Consider the following 22976-nt stretch of genomic DNA (forward strand, 5'->3'; position numbering starts at 1 on the left):
GGCGTCGACGATTACGTCCACATCGACGCCACACTCTCCGGCATCCAAATGACCGTCACCTTCTGGTTCCGGACCGACGGCCCGGCCATCGAGGGTCAAGCGATGGGTCTCTTCTCGATGGACTCCGGCACCCTCGGTTCCGGCGGTCTCGACCGGAGCATCTTCCTTACCGCCGATGGCAACATCGGAGCCCGCATTTTCAACACCGGCGAGTATGAAACGATCGTCAGTTCCGAGAAGAATTTCTTCGATGGCAATTGGCACCATGTCGCCTACGTGTTCAGCTCGAACACCGGTCATGTCCAGACCCTTTATGTCGACGGGGTCAACGTCGCTGCGGGCTTGGCGACGTCCTCCAGCCTCTCCACCCAGACCGGCATCAACATCGGTTTCGGCCACGACGCCGACGGCAATCCGGTCTATTTCAAGGGCGACATCGACGAAGTCCGCATCTGGGATACGCCGTTCGCGCCGAACCTGGTCCGGGCCGACATGATCGAGCCGTATCCGGCCGAGCGGGTCTACCTGGTCGGTTACTGGAGTTTCGACGGACCGAACACCGGTTTCGTGATCGACCACTCCCTCCACGGTCGCAACGGCGTCCTCGGCGGCGGCGACGTCTCCCGCGCCCCAGCCCATGTCCGCTTCCTGCCGGATGTCTCCTCGCGGCCGACTCCGCCTCCGACCCAGCAGCAGATCGACAACCCGGCCCTGCCGCGCCTCGGACCCGCCGACACGCTCTTCCCGACCAATCTCCGCGATTTGGCCCGCCTCAACGTCCCAGGTCCGCTCGAACAACTCAACATCGCCAACAACCGGGTGCTCGACCTCAACCCGCTCTCCGCTTTGCCGGCGCTCTCCTTCATCGACCTCACCGGCATCGCGGGGGACCCGAAGATGGGCCACCTGATCGATCATGTCGGCGACAACGTCTCGCACCTGATTCAGACCAAGGACGGCATCCGTTTCGCGGTGGTCGAAGACAACACCTTGGTCATCAGCGCGGGGACTTGGGCCTGGCGGAGACTCACGGTCGGCGGCGGCGTCGACAACGACGAAACCTTCACTCTCCGCCTCGAGGTCGCCGACGGCGTCCACCTGCTCAAGGTGATCTACCACGACGGGGAGGAAGAACATGAGACCCCGTTCGATATCTCCGACTTCTACGAACCGGGTTCCGATCCAGATGATGGCGATTACCGCTTGCAGGTCGTGTTCGACGGCGGACGCGGCAACGACCAGCTCTTCATCGACGGTCTCTTCCCGATCCGGATTTACGCGGCCGGCGGCGACGGCGACGACTACCTCGAAGGGGGCGACTTCTTCACGTATCTCTTCGGCGGCGCGGGCAACGACACCTTGGTCATCGGCTCCGGCGAAACCGTCCTCACCGGCGGCGCGGGCAACGACACCTATGTCTTCACCAACGGGTGGGGCAACGCCATCGTCAACGAACTGCCGGGCGGCGGTCATGACACCTTCGACTTCTCGCGGGTCACCGCACCGTTGAACATCAACGTCCGCGGCGTTTCCGCCACCGCCGACGGCGTGAACACCGTCCGCCACCTCGGCAACACCATCGAACACTTCATCGGCGGCCAGAGCGGGCAGGACATGCTCAATCTCCACCGCGACAGCGGCGGCGTCCTCGAACTCGGCGCCGGTTGGCTCCGGTGGGATGGCGTCACCATCACCCACGAAGGAATCGAGGGAGTCGACGTCCGCTTCCGCAACAGCGCCACCAACGCCCTCACCGGGGTGGTCCGCGTCGTCGAGGATCTCGACTACAGCGGCCGCGACCTGATCCTGGAAGCCCGCTCGATCGACATCCGTGCTTCCATCAAGGCCGACGGACTCGCGCTCCTCTCGCAAACCATCATTTCCATCGCGCAAAACCTGAACGTCCACAACGGCCTCGGCCGCCTGATCGTCCTCGAAGCCGACCGCCTCCGGATCGAGTCGGCCAACGGCATCGGAGACGTCGCCATGCCGTTGTTCATCCGCAGCGGAACGGTCGAAGCGGTCTCGCGCGGCGCGGCCGGCATCTACCTGGTCGAACTCGAAAGCGCCGTGGTCGGCGACGTCGTCGTCGGCAGCCATGGCGTCGGCACCTCCGGTCTCTTCACGACCGGCGGCGGCAACATCAGCCTCACCAATCTCGTCGGCACCCTCCGCATCACCTCGCCGATCGAGGCGTCGGGCGGCCGGGTCATCCTCACCACGGAGGCGATCCAAATCGAAGCGCCGATTTCCAGCACCCGGACCATCGGCAGCCAGTCTTTCCGCGGTTCCCTGGTCCTGCAACCACTCTCGATCGCCACCGCCATCGGCATGGCGACCGAGGATGCGGACGGATACGCTAGCCAGCCGTTCCACCTGTCGGCCATCGAAATCGGACTCTTCCTCAACGAGTTCGCCCAAGCCGAATCCGGCAGCTACTTCTCGAACGGCAAACTGGTGACCCATACCGCGCCTTACGGCATCACCATCGGTCGCGCCGATGGCCGCCACCACATCAGCCTCGGCGCCTTCACCTACACCGAAACCGTCGTCTTCCGCGCGCCGGCCGTCGGCGGCAAATTCGATATCCTCGGCACCATCCGCCTCGGCGCTTCGCCGGTCGACGGCACCGTGGCCGAATTGATCTTCCTCGGGTGGCTCAAATGATGAACGGGACGTCATCCATGACCAAAACTCGCATCCAGTTCCCGGAAATCGTTCATTTCGCGGAAAAGAAGCCGGACTTCTTTCTTCTGACAAAAATTTTACTTGCTCCCTTGACTCAACCGATTTCTAACTTTTCAGCGCTCAGGTTTTCTCCCACCGCCTGTGCGCTGGGAAAACGCCGCATCTTCTAATGTCCAAGCACTCCTCAAAGAGCTTCCGGGTTGAAGCTTTGGAAAGCCGAATCCTCTTGTCCGCGACCCCGCTGGACGCCTCGGCGGCCGAAGACGCGTTGCAGCTCGAAATCGAGGTCCCCCTCTTGCAGGTCGAAGAATCTGCCGCCCAGGAGGCGGTCCCGGTCGTCGACGAAGATCTTTTCGAATCCGGCTCCTCCCTCGCCGAATGGACCGGCGTCGGGACCGCCGACTTCCGCGGACTCGGCTCGCTCACCGCCACCGCCGACGGAGCGTTGCTCGACGCGGCCGGGCAGATACTCTTGGAGCAACTCTCCGCGACCACGCTTTTCGCCGACGAGGTGGTGCTGGCCGACGGTTTCGCCGCCGCGGATCTCCGCGTCTTCGCCGACCGGATCGAAGTCGGAGCGATCACTTGGGCCGGGGAAAACCTCCTCGCCGCGGGCTCGCTCCAATTCTGCGGCTCAATGAGCGCCGTCGAGGGCGCGACTCTCGCCTTGCAACCGCTCGATGAGGCCGCCCCCATCGCCGTCGGGGCAGGGGAGGCCGCCTTCTTGATCACTTCGGACGAACTCACCGAGCTTTCCCGTGCCGGGCTGGATCGTTTGATTCTCGGGAGCGACTTCGGAAGCCACCTTTTCCTGATCGACGGTCTCACCTACCACGGAAATCTCCTCCTTCAAGCTCCCGGCGAGGGAGGCCGTTTCGACGTCGTCAGCGCCATCCGCCATTCCGGCGGCGAGCTGCGCTTCTTCGGACCGGGCCAAACCCAAGAGGTCGGAGCCGACACCTTGAGCCAAGGCAGCCCGATCCATGTCGACGACAGCATCGTCATCAAGGCCGGAGCCGTTAGTGAGACCTTCGGTCCGAACGCCGTCTATTTCAATACCACCGAACCGAGTCCCGGAGCTACCCCCCAGGATCCGCTCATCCCGAATCCCCAGGGAGCCGACATCACCATCTCCGGTTCGATTTCCGGGTCCACCGGAAACGAGACGATCTATCTGAACGCCGGCACCAACGGGGTCATCACCATCGCCGGCACGGTCGGAGTCGAGGAACTGCTGAAGCGGATCGTCATCGTCAACGCTAAGGATGTCCGGTTCATGACCGAAGTCCGGGCGGAGGAGTTCATCCAGCAGGCCGGAACCGGTAACACCACTTTCGGGCACGTCACCAACGGCGGCGACCTCACCCTCACCGGCGACCTTTCCATCCGGACCGCCGGAAACATCACGTTCAACGGCGACCTTATCTCCGAGGAGGGCGATGTTTTCCTCCGCTCCAACAACGGAAGAATCCTGGTCCGGGGCGACACGTCGGTGGAGGAAGGAAACTTCCAAATCGAACACGCCGCTGATGTCGAATTCCGCCGCGGAGTCGTCTTGGGCGGATATTTCCTTCAAGAGTCCGGCACCAACCGAACCACTTTCGACGCCGCGCTCCAGGCCTCCGCGATCGAAATCCACGCCGACAACGGCGTCCGGTTCCGCAGCACCGTTCAAGTCACGGCCGGAGACATCCGGTTATTCGCCGATCGAGTCGATTTCAACGGCCCCGCCGGCAGCGTCCACGGAGCCATCGGCCAAAACGACGTCCCGCTCAGCACCTTGCTGATCCGTCCGACTTCCCCGAACGTCTCCATCGACATCGGCACCCCCACCGGCGGCACCGGAACGCTCGATCTTTCCAGCAATGATATCAACGCGATCGCCAACGGTTTCGCCGCGATTATCATCGGGTACGAACAAAACGCCTCCCACACGATCCGGATCGGCGCCACCACCTTTCTCGATCCGGTTTTCATTTACGGCGGTTCCATCCTGGTCACCGGCAACTTGAACGGACATTCCGAACTCCGGCTCGACGCCCGCACCGGAGAGATCGAAGTCCGCGCCAGCCAAGTCCGGGTCAGCAACGAACAGATCGGCTCCGTCTGGGGATCGAGCCAACTCTCGCTGATCGCCCAAACCGGCAACATCCGGTTCACCGAAGGCGGTTCTCTCCGGATCACCAACCAGAATCCGAATTCCCTTTCGCAAGGTTCCTCCATTTCGTTGAATGCGGGCGGGTCGATCCTCAATCAGGCAAACTCCTTCGGACGCATCCACGCCCGCGACTTGATCGCCACCGCCACCGGAGAGATCGACATCCGGACCAACGTGGCGAATCTGACCGCCGCCTCGACCCAATCCGGCGATGTTTCGGTCGACGAACTCGATGGGCTCAACGTCCATTCGTTGGTCGCCGCCGACGGTGCGATCTCCCTTCTCACCGGCGATCTGACCACCGTCACCCTCATCGAGTCCCAGACCGACCACGTCGACAATGCGGTTTCCATCTGGGTTTACAACGGCCAGTTGCGGGTCGAGCGGGTGATCGCCGGCGAAAACGCCGATCTCACGATCGAGGTCGAAATGGGCGGAGTGATCGGACTTCCGAATAACGGCATGGCCCACTTGGTCGCCGACAGCTTGACCATCGATACCGCCGGAGGAGTCGGCGAGTCGGCCAATCCGTTGCGGATCGAAGCCAACGTCCTAGAGGCGACCAATGTTTCGAGCGGAGCCGTCAGCGTGATCCAGGATGGTCGGGCCACCTTCGGCGTCAGCGTCGACAACCAGGCTACCGGGGGGAATGCGCCGGTCACGGTGATCGTCCAGCCCGGGCAAACCGCCGTCACGGTTCTCGAAAACGGCATCCACAGCGGGTCGAATGCCGGGGTGCTGCTGAGCGTGCCGGGTCCCTTGACCATTGAGGGGAATATAACCTCCGGCGGCGGGGCGGTCACTTTATATGGCGGAGGAAACATTGAGTTTCTCGATCACTCCGTGATCAATTCCACCGGCGGCGACGTTCGGATCGCCGGTGTCGATCTCCAGATGGATGCCACCGCGGCGATCCTTTCGGGAGGCGGCAACATCTTCCTGCAGAGCTTCGGCGACGTTTGGATCGGGATGATCGACGCCCGCAACGGATCGAGCGACCAGACCGCTTGGGGCCAGGTTGCCATCCACGCCGACGGTGCGATTCACGCCCGCGCACTCGACCGCGATCCCCAAGCAGCGGAGGATCCGGCCAATATTTATGCGTCCGAATTGAGCCTCGTCGCCGGTCTAGGCATCGGCGCCCTTCCTGGTTCGGGCGTGGGCACCGAACAAACCTTGATCGTCGACGTCGGAACACTTTCCGCTTACGCCGCCGCAGGCGCCATCGTCATCCACGATCTCAACGGCATGGCGATCGGAACCGTCGACGGTTTTGCTCCGGCGATCGCCCAACCCGACGGCACCACCGGGACCGGTCCCGCCACTGGCGTTCTTTCCGCCGTGCTCAACGACGATGCCAACGGAGACATCGTCCTGAGCGCCGATGGCGCTCTCTCCCTTTCCGGGGCCAACGCGATCGCGGTGGCCACCTCCGGAACGGGCCGAGTGGTTATCGTCGGCGAAAGCGTCGGCATCCATGGCGCGATCCGCTCCGAGGGTGGAGCCGTTTCGATCTCTTCCGCCGGGACCATCCAAGTGACCGATGGCGCGAACGTCGAAACCTCCGCCGACGCGACGATCGCGATCAAGAGCGCCGACGGGGCGATCGATTTTTCAGCCGCAAGCGAAGTGTTGACCGATTCCGGCGCGATCGTGATCGCCGCCGCGGCCGGCATCACCCTCGGCGCGGTCCGGACGTCCGGGTCCGTCGGTCTGCGCGCGGGCGGGGCCATCCGCGCCGCTGCCGGTGGCGACGTCGAGCGGATCGTGGTCCGGGGCGAAAGCCTCACCTTGGAAGCCGGCGATGATATCGGCGGATCGGGCGAAGGCACCGCCTTGCGGACGGAAATCGCCTCCATCAGTCTCTCGGCCGGGGAGGGCGACGAACACCGTATTCACAACATCGGCACCCTCACGGTTGAAACGACCTCGGCGACCGCCGTTCTTTTCTCCCGTCTGATGGTCGGCTCCGACCTGACCTCGGGCCCCCAAGGCAATTTGACCGTGACCGGTTCGGGTGATCTGGAACTGGTCGTTCTCCCGGGCGAGGGGAATCTGGTCTTCTCGGCCGCGGCCGGTGCCGTCACTCTCGGCGGCGGCGACCTGATCCTCGGCGGTGCCGACATCGAAGTTTATTCGCACCTCGCCGCCAATGGCGGGTCGATCGAAATCAACGCCGGGGGAGATTTCCTCCTGGCGGAGTCGATGACGATCGCGACCGACGACGCGGGAACCATCACGATCCAAGCCGTCGGCGCTTTGACCATGGAAGCCGGTTCCAAAATCGAATCGGAAGATGGAGACATCCTTCTCGACGCCGGGTCGACCGTCGCGGTCGCCCGAGTGGTTTCGGTCGACGGCGATATCTCGGTTCGCTCGGAGAGCGGTTCCATCATCGACTCCGATCCGGCTGCGGAACTCCCCGATTTCGCCACCGGCGGCCATCTCGATCTCGAAGCCGCCACCGGTATCGGAATGGAGAACGGCCAGCTCGACACCCTGACCGTAACCGCCGCCACCCTGCGGGCCGTGACCGGCAGCGGAGGAATTTATCTCTTTTCGCCGGGATCGCTCATCACCACCGGTCTCGCCTCCACCGAGGGCGACGCCCCGATCGCGCTCGAAGTCGACGGGTCGTTGCAGGTGACCGCCACCGGAGAGAATCCCGCGGTGACCTCCGCCGGACACCTCGTTTTGACCGCCGGCGGCGATCTGACCGTGGCCGGACCGGTCACCCCGGTTCAAGGCTCGATCACTTTCACTTCGGGAGGCGACCTGGTTCTGACCGGTGCGGTCGACTTGTTCGCCACCGGATCGATCCTCGCCGTCGCCCAAGGAGTTTTGCATCAACAAGCGGGCGGCACGATGAAGGCCGAAGGCGACATTGTCTGGAACGCCGGCGGCGACTTGGGCATTTCGCGGGTCGAAACCGATGGGACGTTCGCCCTCACCGGGGTCAATCTCATCGATCTGTTCCCCGCTTCGACCGAAGCCCGCATCGAAGCGGCCGCCTTGCTCTTGGCCGGAGTCGGTTCGGTTGCGACGGTCGCGAACCCCCTCGCGGTTTCGGTCGGCCGCCTGGCTGGTGAAGTCACATTGACGGGTGGCGCGTTCGCTCTCGACAACGACCGCGATTTGATCGTCGGACCGGTCGGGTTCGTCGTCTCGCCGGTTCATCCGCAAACCGGTTTATTGCTCCCGGATCAAACCGGTTCGGCCGACGCGTTGACCATCTCCGGTCCGGGTGCGGGTGTTTTTCTCGATGTGACGGGCGACCTCACGGTCGAAGAGGTGACGGGCGCGACCTTCGCCGTGCAATCGAACATCCCCGTTCTTCTCGAGACCACCGGTTCCCAAACCTGGAGCGGCCGATACTCGTTCGGAGGCGGCGACCTGACCATTCGTTCCGGCGGCGATTTCCAAGTCGACGCGCCCGGTGTTCTTTCCAACGCGGGAGGGGATTTCTTCCTGCGGGTCTTCGGTCAAATGCTGGTCGCGACCGGATCGGTCCTGCAAAACGAGTCCGGTTCGTTCCTCGCCCGGGTCGACGGCGCTATTCTTTTGGACGGCAGCATCGTCAGCGAGGCCGACGTCGCCTTGATCTCCCAGGATGTGATCTCGCCGACCGCGGCCGGAGAGACTCCCCACATCGCCGCTGAAACCGCTATTCTTCGTTCCCCGGTCCGCGTTGGGTCGGTCGACGCCCCCTTCTTGACCGCCGTCGCCGGACTCTCCGTGCAAAGCGGACCGCAAGGGGTTTATCTCCACAATGCGGGAGATCTCCGAGTCACCAATCTTGGTTTCGCGATCCCGGCCATTCATCGCGGCGGATCCTTGACCGTGGCATTCTCCGGTTATCAAGGGGGCATTTACACCACCATGGGCGGGGTGATCCACCTTTCGGTCGACGGAACCCTGACGATCGATCCGGTCACCGCCCGGGCCATCGCCTTCCCGCTCGGACCGAATTCCATCGCCCTCCTCGCCGATGTCGCGGGGGCCGCCGGCAACGATTTCAGCGTATCGATCGAATACAACCAGCGGGATGATTCGAACAACCTGCTGCCGTCGCTCTCCACTCAATACAATGAAGCGGGCAAGCAACTCCGGTTGTTCCTCCAGACCGGCGTCGCCGTGACTTGGACCCAAGTGGTCAATGCGATCAATGACAACCCCGCGTTCCCGGTCACCGCAATCTTGTCGGCGGGCGGGTTGGACGGTTCCGCCACCTTCTCGCCCGATCCGACAGAAGAATTTGTAATCGTCACCGAGAACGGATCGGAAGACGGCATCCTCGCCGCCGTCGCCTCCATTTTCACCGGTGGCGCCGAGCCGACTCCGGGGGCCGCCGAGTTGGAATTACCCGGTGTTTTCTACGCCCTGCTGATTTCTTCGACCAATCCCGGGATCGCCGCCAACGGCATTCAAGTCCGGTTGCTCGACGATGGTCCGGGCGGCCGCCTCGCGAACGGCGCGAACGCGGTGAAGATCGAGTGGATCGAAGGCGACGGCGAAGGATTCGCCGGCCGACTCGATCTCTACGTGAACTTCGGGTTCACCACCGTCGGAACGTTGCTCGATGCGATCGAAACCGCCCGGGTGGAAGAGGCTCTGCCGTTCTCCGCTTCCTTGACCGGAGCGGTTGAGCCGGGCTCCTTGACCGACACAATCGGCGCGGCGCCGGTGATGCTTGAGTCCGATTTGCACGCATGGACCACCTTGAGCCCGCTCGGGGCCAACAACAACATGCGGTTGGTCGCCACCCAGCACGGGTCCCTTTACAACGGAATCCGGGTGATCATGATCGACGACGCCTCCGTCCCCGATTACGGAGTGCGGGCCTCGTTCAATGCGGTGACCAACATCCTGAGCGTTTTCATCGCTTCCGGCCAGACCACCGCCAATCAAGTGATCACGGCCGTCAACGCCGAGGGCACGTTCACCGCCAGCTTGGAACCGCAGACCGGCGGCAACACCGGGGAGGGGACCATTCAGGCCCATCGGTTCATGAGCAGCGGAGGCACTTCCGGCGCGAGGGCGACCGTCCATGTCAATTTGAGCGGTCCGGCGAACGATTTTGTGCTGACCGCCGTCGCCAACGGAGACGGCTACAACAATATCCGGGTGGTTTTCGTCCATGACGAGACGTTGGCGGCCGGAAGTGCCAAGGCCAGTTACAACTCCGAAACCAAGATCCTGACTCTCACGGTGAATTCCATGTTCACCGCCGCCGAGCTGGTTATCCAGGCAATTAACTCCGGTCCGAACGTCGCCTCCATGCCTTTCACCGCGGCGGTCGCCGAAGGAAGTTCCGGTTTGGGACCGATCTCGGTCTGGACCGCGCAGCCGACTTCCGGCGGGGTTTCCGGTCCGGCCCGCGCCACCTTTGTCGCTCCCGGCACCCACAACGACTTTGTGGTGATCGCCGACGAGGATTCCGAAGTCTATCAAAACGTGCCGGTCTTCCTGTTCGACGACGGTACCATCACCAACGGTGGCGCCACCGCGATGTTCGACCATGTCGCCCGGCGCTTGGTGATCAATGTCCAAAGCGGGGTCACCACCGCGAACACCGTGATCGCCGCGATCAATTCCGGACCGAACAGCGGCAACATTCCTTACACGGCAAGTCTCGCCCCCGAGAACAACGGGAGCGGTGTTTTCAACGTCCTGCCGCAAGATGTCGCGGGCGGAACCGATCCGGTCCCGGCGCGCGCTACCACCGTTCTTCCTTCCGGCGCCACCGTCGTCATCGAAGCCGCCGTGCTGGAATTCCTCCTCGGCGGAGTTCCGAGCAACGGCATTAAAGTCACGTTTGCGATCGATCCCGGACTCGCCTCCGGCTCCAATCCGGTTCCGGCCGCCGCCGATCTTTTCGAAGGAGAGGATGGTTACCGCTTGCTCCGGTTGCGCGGCGCCTCCTCCGGCACCACTATCGCCGAACTGGCCGCCGCGCTCGCCGACGCCGATCTGCCGTTCTCGATCGCCAATCTCGCGGCCGTCGGTCATCTGCCTCTCGGAGCTTTGGCGGTTCTAACCCCGACCACTTCGGAAGGTCGTATCGAAATCAATGCCACCGGCGACGTGAGCCTGATCGGTTCCATCCGGTCGGAAACCGGTGGTCTCGGCCTCGAGATCGATGGCAACCTTCTGTTTGACGATCCGCACTCCCGGATCGACGTAATCACCCGCGCCAACCTCGACATCGGCGGCGCCCTCGCGAATCTCGCCTCCACCGCTCCGGAGACCATCACCGTTTCGGGACGCGGCGGACTGACCATCGAGACCGGCGACTCCGCCCTCGCGTCGGTCGAGGATCTTGTTTTGGTCAGCGGTGGAAGCATCACCCTCCGGGGAGCCGGATTGGCCGTCGGCGAAGCGGATCTTCTTCTGCAAGCCGGAACGGATGTCGCCATCGAAGGGCCGATCACCGTCGCCGACGGGTTGATTGGAATCGACGCCGGAAAGGTGATCGTGGTCGACGCCGATTTGACCGCTCCGGTGATTCAACTTTCCGCCGGGACCACCGCCGCTCTCCATTTCGTCATCACCGCCACCGATTCGGTGCAAATCGTGGCGGGCACCGGCATCACCCAAACCGGTCGAATCACCGCCCTCGCGGCCGCGACGGTCGACGTGACCGCCACCACCGGTTCGATTCTGATGTCGGGCACGGCTCTCACTTCGACCGTTTCCGGCCTGATCCGTTACACCGCCGGCGGCGATATTGAGCTGACCACCCTTTCGTCGGATTCCGGAAACATCCGTGTCATTGCGGGTGGCGCGGTCATCGACGCCGATCCGGCCGATCTTTCCGCCAATCTGATCACCGGCGGCACCGTTACCATCGAGGCTCAAAACGGAATCGGCGACCTCGAAGAGGCCGACATCCGGACCGCCGCAGGCGAAGTGATCCTCCGCAATCTCGGCGCCGCCGGAAACATCGTCGTCACCGAAATCGCCGCCGGAAACGACCTGGTCGTCGCCGGGTTGACCAACGATGCCGTCGGCGGTTGGTCGGTGTTGCGTAGCGAAGGGGGGAACGTTCATTTAACCGGTCCGGTGACCCATTCTTCCAACGGGGCGCTGGTCGTGACTTCCTCCGCCGGCATCATCCTCGACGGCGCGGCCACTTTGGCGGGCGGCGCGGTGAATCTCCACGCCGCATCCGCGGTCTCTTTGAACGCCGATTTGAAGACATCCGGCGGTGCGGTTTTCATCACCGCCGGAGATGGTGCGATCCAGATGGCCCCCGCTTCCATTCTCGATGCGGAAGGCGGCACCGTTGTTCTGGCCGCCGCCGGTCCGATCCTGGTTTCCCGGATCATTTCCCAGGGAGCCCAGGTCCGCCTCGCCACGTCGGCCGGGGGATCCATCTTGCGGACGGCAGGATTGTCGGCGAACGCGGTGAACGTCACCGCCGCCGGATTGCAACTTTCGGCCTCCTCCTCGATCGGTTCGTTCGCTTCGGCCAGCGCCGCGTTGCTGCTTGAAGTCGACCGTCTGTCCGCCGAAGCGGCGACCGGGATCATCGCGGTGCGCGACGTTTCCGGTCTGACCCTCGGTGCGGTCGATGTGTCGCTCGACGTTCCCCAGACCGACGGCGGAACCATCGCTTTCGCCGAATCGCTCTCCGGGTTCCGGTCGGGCCAAGCCGCCGTGTTGACGGTGGGCGGTTCGCTCGTGATTGAAGAAGAAACCGGCGGTCCCGCCGTTTTCGCCGCCGGACATCTCCGCATTTCCGCCGGGGGCAGCCAGACCGTCGCGGGCGACATCGAGGTCTCGGCCGGTTCCTCGGTCCATTTGATCTCCGGAGCCGGTTTCACTTTGGCGGGTTCTGTCACCACCGATGGCGGCTCTCTCTTGATCGAATCGACCGGAAGCTTCACCCAAGTGGACGGTTCCTCGATTGTGACTGGGGGAGGGGATGCGGTCGTCGACGCCGGGTCCTCCATCGTCGTCACCCGGATCGACGCCGGCACCGGAAACATCGTTTTGATCGGCGCCAGCACGATCCAACCGGCCGGATCGGTCGCCGGGCCGCACTTGGTGGCCGCCGGAGTCCGCCTGTCCGCCAATGGCGCGATCGGATCGACCGCCGAGCCGCTGCAAATCGATGCCGACCGCCTTTCCGCCCGGACCACCGGTTCGATCCGGATCGATGCCGTCGGTTCCCTGACGGTCGACGCCGTCGAAGCCGCCGCCGAACGCGTCTCGGTTCTCGGGCAGACCGACTCCACCACTACCCGGATCGTCACACCGTTGGCCGATCTGACTTCTCTGGAAGGTGGAAACATCCTGCTGACCGTCGCAGACGAGTTGACCCTGCTCGACGGCAACGCCAATACGCTCGCGATTTCGACCACCGGCGCCGGCAACATTTTCGTTTCGGCGGCGACCTTGACCGCCCAAGCCGACATCCGGACCATCGACGGCCATATTACCCTCGACATCGGCGGGAACGCCCACTGGGTTACCGTCGAAGGGGTGGGGGCGAATCTCCGTTCTCAAACCGGCGCGGTCCATGTGTCGGCCGGCGGATCGGTGATCATGGACGACCGGTCGTTCTTCCGTTCCGTCAGCGGTAACATTCGGGTGGCGGCCGAGGGCGACATTCTGGTCGCGAGCATCCGCGCCCCGGCCGGATTGGTTTCCCTCGAAACGGGCGGCGTCGTCCTCGACAACGGCGACACCGACATCGACATCCAGGCCAACACCTTGCATGTTGTCGCGGCCGCTGGATTCGGTTCCTTGGCGACGTTGAATCCCTTGGAAACTCAGATCGGTCGCCTCGCCGCCCGCATCAACGAGGGACCGTTCGCCCTGAACGAAACCGACGCCTTGGAAATCGGCTCGGTCGCCGGAGCGGTTTCCCGGATCGATGTCAACGGCACCGCCACGAGCACCATTCTCGACCCGTTGTTCGGTCTCGCCTCCCTCGGCGGCGGATCGGTTTCGATCACCGCCAACGGCTCCGTCACCTTGCTCTCCAGCGGAAGTCCGACCGACGGGGTGCCGGTTCTCCGGTTGACCGGCTCCGGCAACCTTCACTTGCGGGCAAACGGCGCCTCGGCCAACTTGACCGTCAACGATACCATCGAGGCCGGTGTCGGCCATCTGACCCTTTCCGCCCAGGGGAACCTCGTCTTCGCCGCCGGGGTCGCGGTGACCACCGGAAATGCCGGTTCGCTGACCATCGAGTCGACTGCCGGGTCGCTCACCCAAGGCGCGGGCGCTCTCTTGAAGAGCGGATCCGGCGACATCGTCGTGACCGCTTCCGGAACCGTCCGGATCGCCGGAATCCAAACCGGCGGATCGGTCGCGATCACCTCTGCCACCGGTTCGATCTTCGACAACGATCCGAACGCGGTCAACGTCGCCGCCGCCTTCCTCCGCCTCCGGGCCGCCACGTCCGTCGGGGAATCGTCGAATCCGATCGAGACCTCCGTCGGGACGATCTCCGCCTTGGCCTCGAACGGCAGCATTTACCTGCTGGAAACCGATGGAGTCACCGTCGGCCAGACTTCCGCCTCCACCTTCCGGGTGTTGGTCGACGGCACCCTCGACGCAGCTTCGGTGGCCGCCCAGTCCGACCTGACCACCGCCGCCGGAAACGGCAACATCGTCTTGGTGACCGTCGACGGAACGATCGTTCTGACCGACGGCGGCAATGCCAACAACCGGGCGGTGACCGCCCATGGCACCGGACGGATCCTCATCGCCTCCGGCGCCGAATCCTCGCTGGCGGTTGAATCCGGCATCCGGAGTTCCGGCGGACACGTTTCCCTCCTCGCGGGCGGTTCCATCACCGTGACCCCGGGGGTCATCGTCGCCACCTCGTTCGGTGGAAATATTGACGTCGAAGCCTCCGGCGGCGCGTTGCACACCGGAGCGAATTCGCGCTTCGAAACCCAGTCCGGCAATGTCCGGCTCGCCGCCCGCGACGACCTCACTCTCGGCGGTCTTACCACCACCGGACAGGCGAGCTTGATCAGTCTGACCGGATCGATCCTCCGTGCCGGTTCCACCGCCTGGACGGAGGATGTGATCGCCAACCAACTCCGGGCCACGGCCGCCGTCGGCATCGGAAAACTCGGTTCGGACTCCGAGCCGTTGACCACCCGGATCGGCCGTCTGGCCGCCACCGCCACCAGCGGCGGTATCAATATTTTGGAGTCGACCAACCTCACCATCAATTCGGTGGAGGTCGCCGTGCAACGGGTCGGCGCGAACGCCCAATTGACCGTCGTCACCGACGCGAATCTCTCCGATCTGACCACCACCGCGGGCAACGGCGGCATCGTGGTCCGCACCTTGGATGGTTCGATCACTTTGGTGGATGGCGTCAACGCCGACGGTGTGGCGGTCGCCGCCCATGGCTCCGGCAACGTCCTCCTCGAATCCAACGGGGCGACCCGCAACATCACCGTCAACGCCGACGTCCGCAGCGCGACCGGTCACCTCACTCTCCGCGCCAGCGATTCTCTCCTGATCGGAACCAACGTCCGGATCGAGACCGCCGGCACCGGCAGCATCCTTCTTCAAGCGACGGCCGGGGTTTTCCAAGCGGCCGACGCCAGCCGGGTGGTCGCCGAAAACGGCAACATCCACGTCTCCTCGCAAGGCAATCTCACGGTCGGGGGCTTCACCACCGGCGGCGATGTTTCCTTGGTTTCCGTCGCCGGAGCGATTCTCGACGCCGGCGACATCGGGGGTGCCGATATCGTCGCGACCAGCCTCCGGCTTTCCGCCGCCAACGGCATCGGTTGGGGAACCAGCCTCAATTCGCTGGAAACCGATGTCTCCACCATTGCGGCCCGCAGCGCCACCGGCAACATCGCTCTCACCGATTCCTCCGGCTTCGCCGTCGACCGGGTCGAAACCATCACCGTGCAGCGAGTGAACGCGAACGGCGGCGTGGTCGCCCTCGACGTCGCACCGATGAGCGACGTCGAAGCCTTCGGTCTGGTGATTCTCCGCGCTCTCGGGGGCGATATCACCGTCCGCGACGGCGCCGATGGCAACGGCTCGGGAGTCCGGTCGTTGACTTCCGCCGACATCCTCCTCGCCGCCGAGGCCGCCTCCGGTAATTTGATCCTGGAAGCATCGGTTGTCTCGCAAGGCGGACATATCACCTTGAGCGCAGGGGGCAACTTGAGTCTGACGGGATCGGCTGCAACCGCCACTTCCGGCACCGGCAGCATTCTCGCCGAGGCGCTTTCCGGAAACATCCAACTGGCTCCGGCGGCTTCAATCATCGCCGGCACCGGCAGCATCCGGCTCCACGCCGCCGCCGACATTCTTCTTGGTCGGATTCAAACCGGCGGGCACGTCAGTTTGACCGCCGTCGCCGGTTCGGTCCTCAACGGCGGAGTCGCCGGCGGCCTCCGCAACGTGGTCGCCGACCGCCTCGCCATCCGCGCCGCCGATTCGGTCGGTCAGCTCGGGGCTAACGCCGAAAGTCTCAACACCCAGGTCAACCGAATCGCCATCCGGAGCGGAGCGGGCGGAATCAACATCACCGAGTCGACCGCCCTTCGCATCGACTCCGTGAGTGCTAGCGTCGAGCGGGTTCTCGCGAACGCCACCCGCCAAGCGGTCACCGAGACGGCGATCGCCAACGTCACCACCACCGACGGCGGCGGCATCGTCATCACCACGTTGACCGGCGAGATGATTTTGGCGGCCTCCGGGCAAACCGCCGCGGTTCACGCCGCCGGAGCCGGGAACATCCTGCTCGATGTCCGGAGCGGCACCGCCAATCTCGACCTTCTCCGTTCCGTCGTCTCGGGCGGAGGCCACATCACCTTGAAAGCCGGTCAAACCTTGTTCCTCCGCGCCGGGGTCGAGGTCCGGACCGAAGGATCGGGTTCGCTTTACTTCAACGCCGCGACCGGCGGGATTCAGGCGCATGACGATTCGCGGATGATCGCCCAAAACGGCGACGTCGTTTTGATCGCCAACGGATCGGTCCTGGTCGGTGGGATCACCACCGGAGCCCGGGTCTCGATCGAGTCAGTCAACGGCTCGATCCTCGACGCCGGTTCCCAATTCGGCGGAGCCGATATTATCGCCGACTCGGTCCGCTTGGTGGCCGGAGGAAGCATCGGCGTTCTCGGCGCCGCGGCCGATCATCTGGAGATTTCCGTCAACACCGTCGCCGCTTGGGCCAAGAACGGTCCCATCGCCTTGATCGAAAGCAACGGGATCACCGTCGGGGCAGCCGGAGCCGCCGTCGCCGAAGTGCAGGCCGACGGAACTACCGCCGCCATGGCGGTCGACGATCTCCGGTCATTGAAGGCCGATGCCGGGTCGGTCGTCCTTCAAGTTCTCCAAGGCCATTTGACGGTGGAAGCCGGACAGGCCGGGGCTCCCGGAGTCGAAGCCGGAACCGGCGGACATGTTCTTTTGCATGCACCCGTAGCGGGAGCCGACATCATCACCGAGGGTTCGGTCGTTTCGGCCGGGGGACATGTCACCTTGGTCGCCGCCCGCTCCCTGGAGTTGAACGCCAATGTGCAAACCGCTTCGCTCGGCGCCATCGACCTCGAAGCGACCGCTGGCTCGATCACCATCGCCGACGGCGCGCGGATTTTGGGTGGCTCGGGGGCGATCCGAATGGTCGCCCAACAGAATGTCCGCTTGGGTGGCGTTTCGACCCTCGGCAATGTCGCGATCACCGCGACCGCCGGTTCGATCCTCGACAACGGCGATACCCACGTCGATGTGATCGCCAACGGTCTTCGCTTGGTCGCCGGGGTCGGCATCGGCACGCTTGGAACCGGGGCGAATCCGATCGACACCCGAGTCGCCACCGTCTCGGCCCGCGCCGGAGCCGGTGGAATTCACCTCTTGGAAGAAAACGGCATCGCGGTGGGTGACGTCGCCGTCAATCTGCATCGGGTCAATCTTTCCGGCATCGCTTCCGCCGTCGCGGTCGCCACCCAGTCCGACCTCCGCACCACTTCCGGAAATGGGTCCATCGTGTTGCGGGTCGCCAATGGGGACGTGGTCTTGCATCGCGGCACCGCGCCGGACGGCAACGTGGCGATCTCCGCGAACGGTTCCGGCAACGTTTTGGTTGAGACCGAGGGTTCCGGTCAGAATATCACCATTCTCGGCAACATCCTTTCCGGCTCCGGTCACCTCAGTGTGATCGCCTCGGGCGGAATCGTCCTCGGCACCGCTCCCCTTCCGGCGACAGTCCAAACCGGCGCCGCCGGAACCGTCGACCTCCGGGCCGCCGACGGAGCGGTCACCATGGCCGCCGCCTCGCGGGTGATCTCCGGGTCCGGCGATCTCCGGATCCATGCCGAAGGAAACATCGTTCTCGGCGGAGTCCAAACTTCCGGCAATGTTTCGCTTGTCTCCGACGCCGGTTCGGTCCTAGACGGAGGCGCCGCCGTCACCAACATCCAGGCTGCCGGACTCCGGATCGAAGCATTCGGCGGGGCCGGCCGGTCCGCCCCCGATGCCGGATTACCCGGTTCCCATCTGATCACCACCACGGTCGCCACTTTGAGCGTCCATGTGGGCTCCGGAAGTATCAACATTCTGGAAACGACCGCTGTGACGGTTGGCAGCGTCTCCGCCACAGTGAACCGGGTCACCGCGACCGCCGGGGCGACTTCGGTCGTCGACGCGGCCCAAGCCGATCTCCGGACGTTGGGAGCCGACGGTTCGATCGTTCTCCGCTCGACCGGCGGTAACATCACGTTGACCGATGGCATTCCGGGAGGCGACGGGCTCGCCGTTTCGGCAAACGGTGGGGGCAACATCCGGATCGAAGCCAGCCAAACCGGCCGGAACGTTCTGGTGGAGGCCGGTGTTCTTTCCGGGACCGGTCATATTGCGATTCTCGGGGCCGCCGGCATTCTGTTCAGCGGAACCGGAAACGTGACCACCGGCGGAAGCGGCACCGTGTTGGTCGAAGCCGCCACCGGTTCCATTCAGCAAACGACCGGACTGCAAATCGTCGCGGGCGACGGCAACGTCCGATTGGCGGCCGGCGGAACGATTCACCTGAGCGGAATCGCCACCGGCGGCGCGGTCTCCCTGGTCGCGGGCGGTTCGATTCTCGACATTGGTTCGCCGGTGGGAGCCGAGAACGTCGCCGCTGCCGCCCTCCGGTTGCAGGCCGGTGGCTCCATCGGCGCCGCGAACCAGCCGTTGAACACCCAGGTCGGAACTCTTTCGGCAACTGCGGTCTCCGGCGGAATCTACCTGTTGGAAAGCGACGACCTCCGGATCGACACCGTCGCGGTGACGGTGCAGCGGTTCGGATCGAACGGTTCGTTGACGGCGGTGGTCGACGCGGCCCAAGGCGGATTGAACGCCGGCGGCAACCTCCGGGTCGAAGCGAACGGAACCGTGACCTTCGCGACCGGCGGCCAGGCGGCGGGTTGGATCGAAATCGAGTCGATTTCCGGGTCGATCACGATGGTCAATTCGACTCTCCTCAGTTCTAATTCGTCCACCCTTGATTTAACCGCGCAAGGATCGGTCACGATCAGTGGGTTGGTGGCTCCGGGATCGATCACTGTTGAAGCCGCGACCGGCGGTATTTTGAGCGCCGGGACGGCCCACCGTTCGATCACCTCCGGCGACGCGGTGACGTTGTCCGCCGCCACCGGCATCGGGCGCACCGGGGCGATGGCCTTGGTCGTCAGCGCGGAAGAGATCAATTTCACGAATACGGTCGGCGGGGCGGTTTACCTCTTGGTCGAAGGCTCGATCGAAGTCACCGGTGGCTCGCTGGCAGGGGCGGGGGCACTCTACCTGACCGTGACCGGGGGCGGACTCAATGTAATCGGTTCGCTCGAACTGGCGGGCGGTCCGGCGATTATCCGGGTCGACGATGGTTTGGTCCTGGCGGCTGGAATCACGGCGGACCGCGATATCCGGATCAACGCCGCCTCTCTGGAGATATCCGGACAGTTCGACTTGGCGGAGTCGGTCCTTTGGAGCGAGCGCGGCAATATCCAAGTCCGGACCGTGGGTGAATTGATGTTGCCTGCCGGAAGTTTCGTCGGAGCGGTCACCGGCGCGGTTCTCCTGCAGTCCGGCGAGGGGATGGTGGTCGGCCTGGTCCAGGCCGGGCAACTGATCGATCTTCGCGGTGGCGCGGATGTGTCGGCCGCCTCGCTTCTGCGGTCGCAGCACGAATTGCGCGCCCCGGCGGTGCAATTGTCGGCGGCGGGCGATCTGGGCAAGTCCGGCGCGCCGATCCTGTTGGTCACCGACCGTCTCGACCTCGTGGCCGGGGGCAACGCTGAAGTTTACGAGCTGAACGATCTTGAAATCGGCCGCTTCGGCCTCCGTTTGACCGACGCCGAAGCCGGAGCCGAGTTGCTCCTGCGGATGGGTGGCGGCGAGCTGACTTCCGTCGCCGGAGTGACCGAGATTCCGGGATTGGGCGACTTCATTCTCAAATCGACCGGAACCATTACGCTCGGCACCCGTTTGGTCGCCCCCGATGGCAACTTGATCATCGACACCTACGGGTTGGAGCTCGATGCCACCTTGCCGGCCACGATTATCGTGGCGCCGAACGGTTCCGTTTATCTCCTGATCGGAGAAGGCGAGATCGGTCCGGGACTGAGCGTGACTGCCGACACCTTCGAAGCGGTGATCGAGGCAGGAGATTTCTCTGTCGAATTCATCGGCACGGTTCGAATCGGGCCGGACGGGATCGAATTGATCGGCGAGGACAACTCGATCGATCTCGACGTGATCGGCGGAGATCTGGAAATCTCCGGTCCGATTGTTGGCGGCGGCGGTATCGATGTGAAGATTCCGGACGGCGGGATCATCGTCTTGCCGGACGCGCCGACGGGACCGCTTTTCGACGCTGAGAAAGCTGGCCTCCGCTTGGAGCTTGGAACCGGAGTCACCGTCGGGACCGGAGATCGGGTTGAGATTAGTGCGAGTGAATTCAGCGCGGTGACCAACTTCGGCGACCTCCGTTTCGGTTTCAATGGTCCCTCTACCACCATCGTCGGCGCCGGAATCCGGATTCTCGGCGGTTCGGGAACGATCAACTTGAGCGGTACGGGAAGCCTGCAAATGAACGGCGACATCCGGAACCTCGGAAACGGGAATGTGAATCTTCGCTTCAACAACGGCGCGTTCCTGATGGAGGCCGGAAGCCAGATGGAGATCGCCAGCGGCAACCTGACGATGGAGGTGCGCGATATTATCGTGATCTCGCGAATCTTCAATCTCTCCGGGGCGACCAGCATCGTCAGCACCCACAGTTCGATCACCCGCAACACCGACCTGGCCGCCGGAATTCCGAATCTGATGGTTACCGTGCCTCCGGTGATCGCGATGCTCGGAACCATCAATCTCCTCCTCGACGCCGATTCGGCCCAAGTGAACGACATGAACGTTTTCCGGTCCCCGACTGCGACCTATCTCCTTCTCTCCGGAAGTTACCGATAATGCGACGACTGCGACAGAGTTCCATTTCTTCCCTTCGGGTCCTTGTTGCGGCCATCTGCCTGATGGCGTGCGCCGGTTTGCCGACAATCCAGGCGCAGCAGTTGCAAGGCTTGGGGGAGTCCATTCGCACGGCAGTCGCGGTCGGCGGGGAAATCGTCGGATTGAACGCCGACGGGGCGATTGTCCGGACCGCCGACGGTGGGGCGACCTTCGAGGAACTGCGGGAGCCGACGCCGTCCGACGAGTTGTTGGCCTTGGCTGCGGCGGGTGACGTGGTCGTGGCTGGAGGCAGCACCGGCCTTCTGTTGAGGGCGGATTTTTCGGTCGATGCGACGGTTTGGACCGAAGTGGCCGGCGGAAGCATGCTCGGTTCGGTTCGCGGCATCGCCCAGGATGGCACCAGCAACTGGATCGCGGTCGGCGATCACGGATTCGGAGGAGCGGTTTTACGCTCGACCAATAATGCCTCCACTTGGAGTGCGGTCGGAACGCCGCCAAACAGCGCCTTGTATGCGGTCGCTTGGAACGCGGCGACGGGCGAATGGATTGCGGTTGGCGGCGACGGATTCGACGGCGCGGTCTATCGCTCGACCGACGGGCTGAGTTGGACTTCGGTCGACGTTCCGTTTGGAACGCCCAATCTCCTGGCGGTCGCGGTCGACGCTGAGGGAAACATTTTGGCCACTGGAGAAATGGGGGCGATGTTGCTTTCGACCGACGGAGGTTCGACTTTCGACGCGCCTGCCGGTGAGGCGGTTTGGGAAGATCTGGGGGCGGTTGTTTCGGTTGGACCGAACCAATGGATCGTGGCCGGGTTCGACGGGGTGGTGATTTCCATCGTCGACGGAACCGGATCGATTTTGCTGGAACCCGATCCGTTGGCCCCGGCGATTCAGAGTTTGGTGCTGGTTGATGGAACCATCCTGTTATCCGGCGGCGCTTTTCTCGCTCCTCCCGTGATTTCCCCGGGGGCCGGTTCGTTCGAGGAACCGGTCGCGGTGACCTTGAGCGCTGAAGGGGGAGCGGTGATCCATTACACCTTGGATGGGACCACGCCCACTACCGATTCGGCTGTTTATGCGGAACCGCTTTCGATCACTGAAACGACGACCGTGAAGGCGGTGGTGATCGCCGGGGGACTGTCGAGTTCGGTGGCGTCCGCCCATTTTGTGATCGCTGCTTCCGACCCCCCCCCGGAACCGCTTCGGTTGAAGGTGGTTTTGATCTCGGGAAATCTTTTCCGGGTGGAACTCTCAGGGTCGGTCGTCGGCAGTTTTTACCAACTTCAAACCTCCGCGAACCTGGTCTCTTGGACCTCCTTGCAAGCTCCCCGGGAAGGGGTCGGTCCGGGCGAATTGGTGGTCTGGGAGGTGTCGACCTCCGACGCCAAGTCTTTCTTCCGGGTGGTCACCGTCGAAGCCCCCCAGCCATTGGAAACCCTACGCCTCGGCATCGAGCGACGGTCGTCAAGCGAACTCCGGTTGACCCTCACCGGCGTTACCGAAGGACGCTTGTATCAATTGGAAACCTCCACCGACCTGCAATTTTGGAGCGACTTGGGCGTCGCGCAACAGACCACTGCCGCCGAAATCATCTGGGATGTTCCTAACGACGGCCCCGCCCGTTTTTACCGGGTCACTGCCTCCAGCCCGCAACCGTAACTTTCCGATGAGTCCGATCCTGCCAC

Annotated in this window: 4 protein-coding genes (1 of these 4 only partly in view); all 4 read left to right on the forward strand. The window is 63.8% G+C overall.

Features of this window, described 5'->3' with window-relative positions:
- Tightly spaced (at most 17 nt apart), the 4 genes in view from ACWUI2_RS05955 to ACWUI2_RS05970 form a layout consistent with a single transcriptional unit that may run on beyond the window.
- A protein-coding gene (locus ACWUI2_RS05955) for a proprotein convertase P-domain-containing protein (protein WP_486981941.1) crosses the window boundary here: on the forward strand, positions 1-2667 show its end. 58551 nt of this gene lie to the left of the window's left edge; only the last 2667 of its 61218 coding nucleotides appear in the window; the start codon falls outside the window, past its left edge; it ends in the stop codon at positions 2665-2667.
- 17 nt (positions 2668-2684) lie between these two features.
- Positions 2685-2858 carry a hypothetical protein gene (locus ACWUI2_RS05960; protein WP_486981942.1) on the forward strand — a complete coding sequence of 58 codons (174 nt, stop codon included), beginning with the start codon at positions 2685-2687 and terminating at the stop codon, positions 2856-2858.
- Positions 2858-21289 carry an LEPR-XLL domain-containing protein gene (locus ACWUI2_RS05965; RefSeq protein ID WP_486981943.1) on the forward strand — a complete coding sequence of 6144 codons (18432 nt, stop codon included), beginning with the start codon at positions 2858-2860 and terminating at the stop codon, positions 21287-21289. The genes ACWUI2_RS05960 and ACWUI2_RS05965 overlap by 1 nt, the downstream gene beginning before the upstream one ends.
- The gene (locus ACWUI2_RS05970; RefSeq protein WP_486981944.1) at positions 21289-22950 is read left to right on the forward strand and encodes a chitobiase/beta-hexosaminidase C-terminal domain-containing protein; all 1662 of its coding nucleotides are present in this window, start codon (positions 21289-21291) and stop codon (positions 22948-22950) included. The genes ACWUI2_RS05965 and ACWUI2_RS05970 overlap by 1 nt, the downstream gene beginning before the upstream one ends.
- The last annotated feature ends 26 nt before the right edge of the window (positions 22951-22976 follow it).

Source organism: Verruconatronum alginivorum (assembly GCF_056590205.1).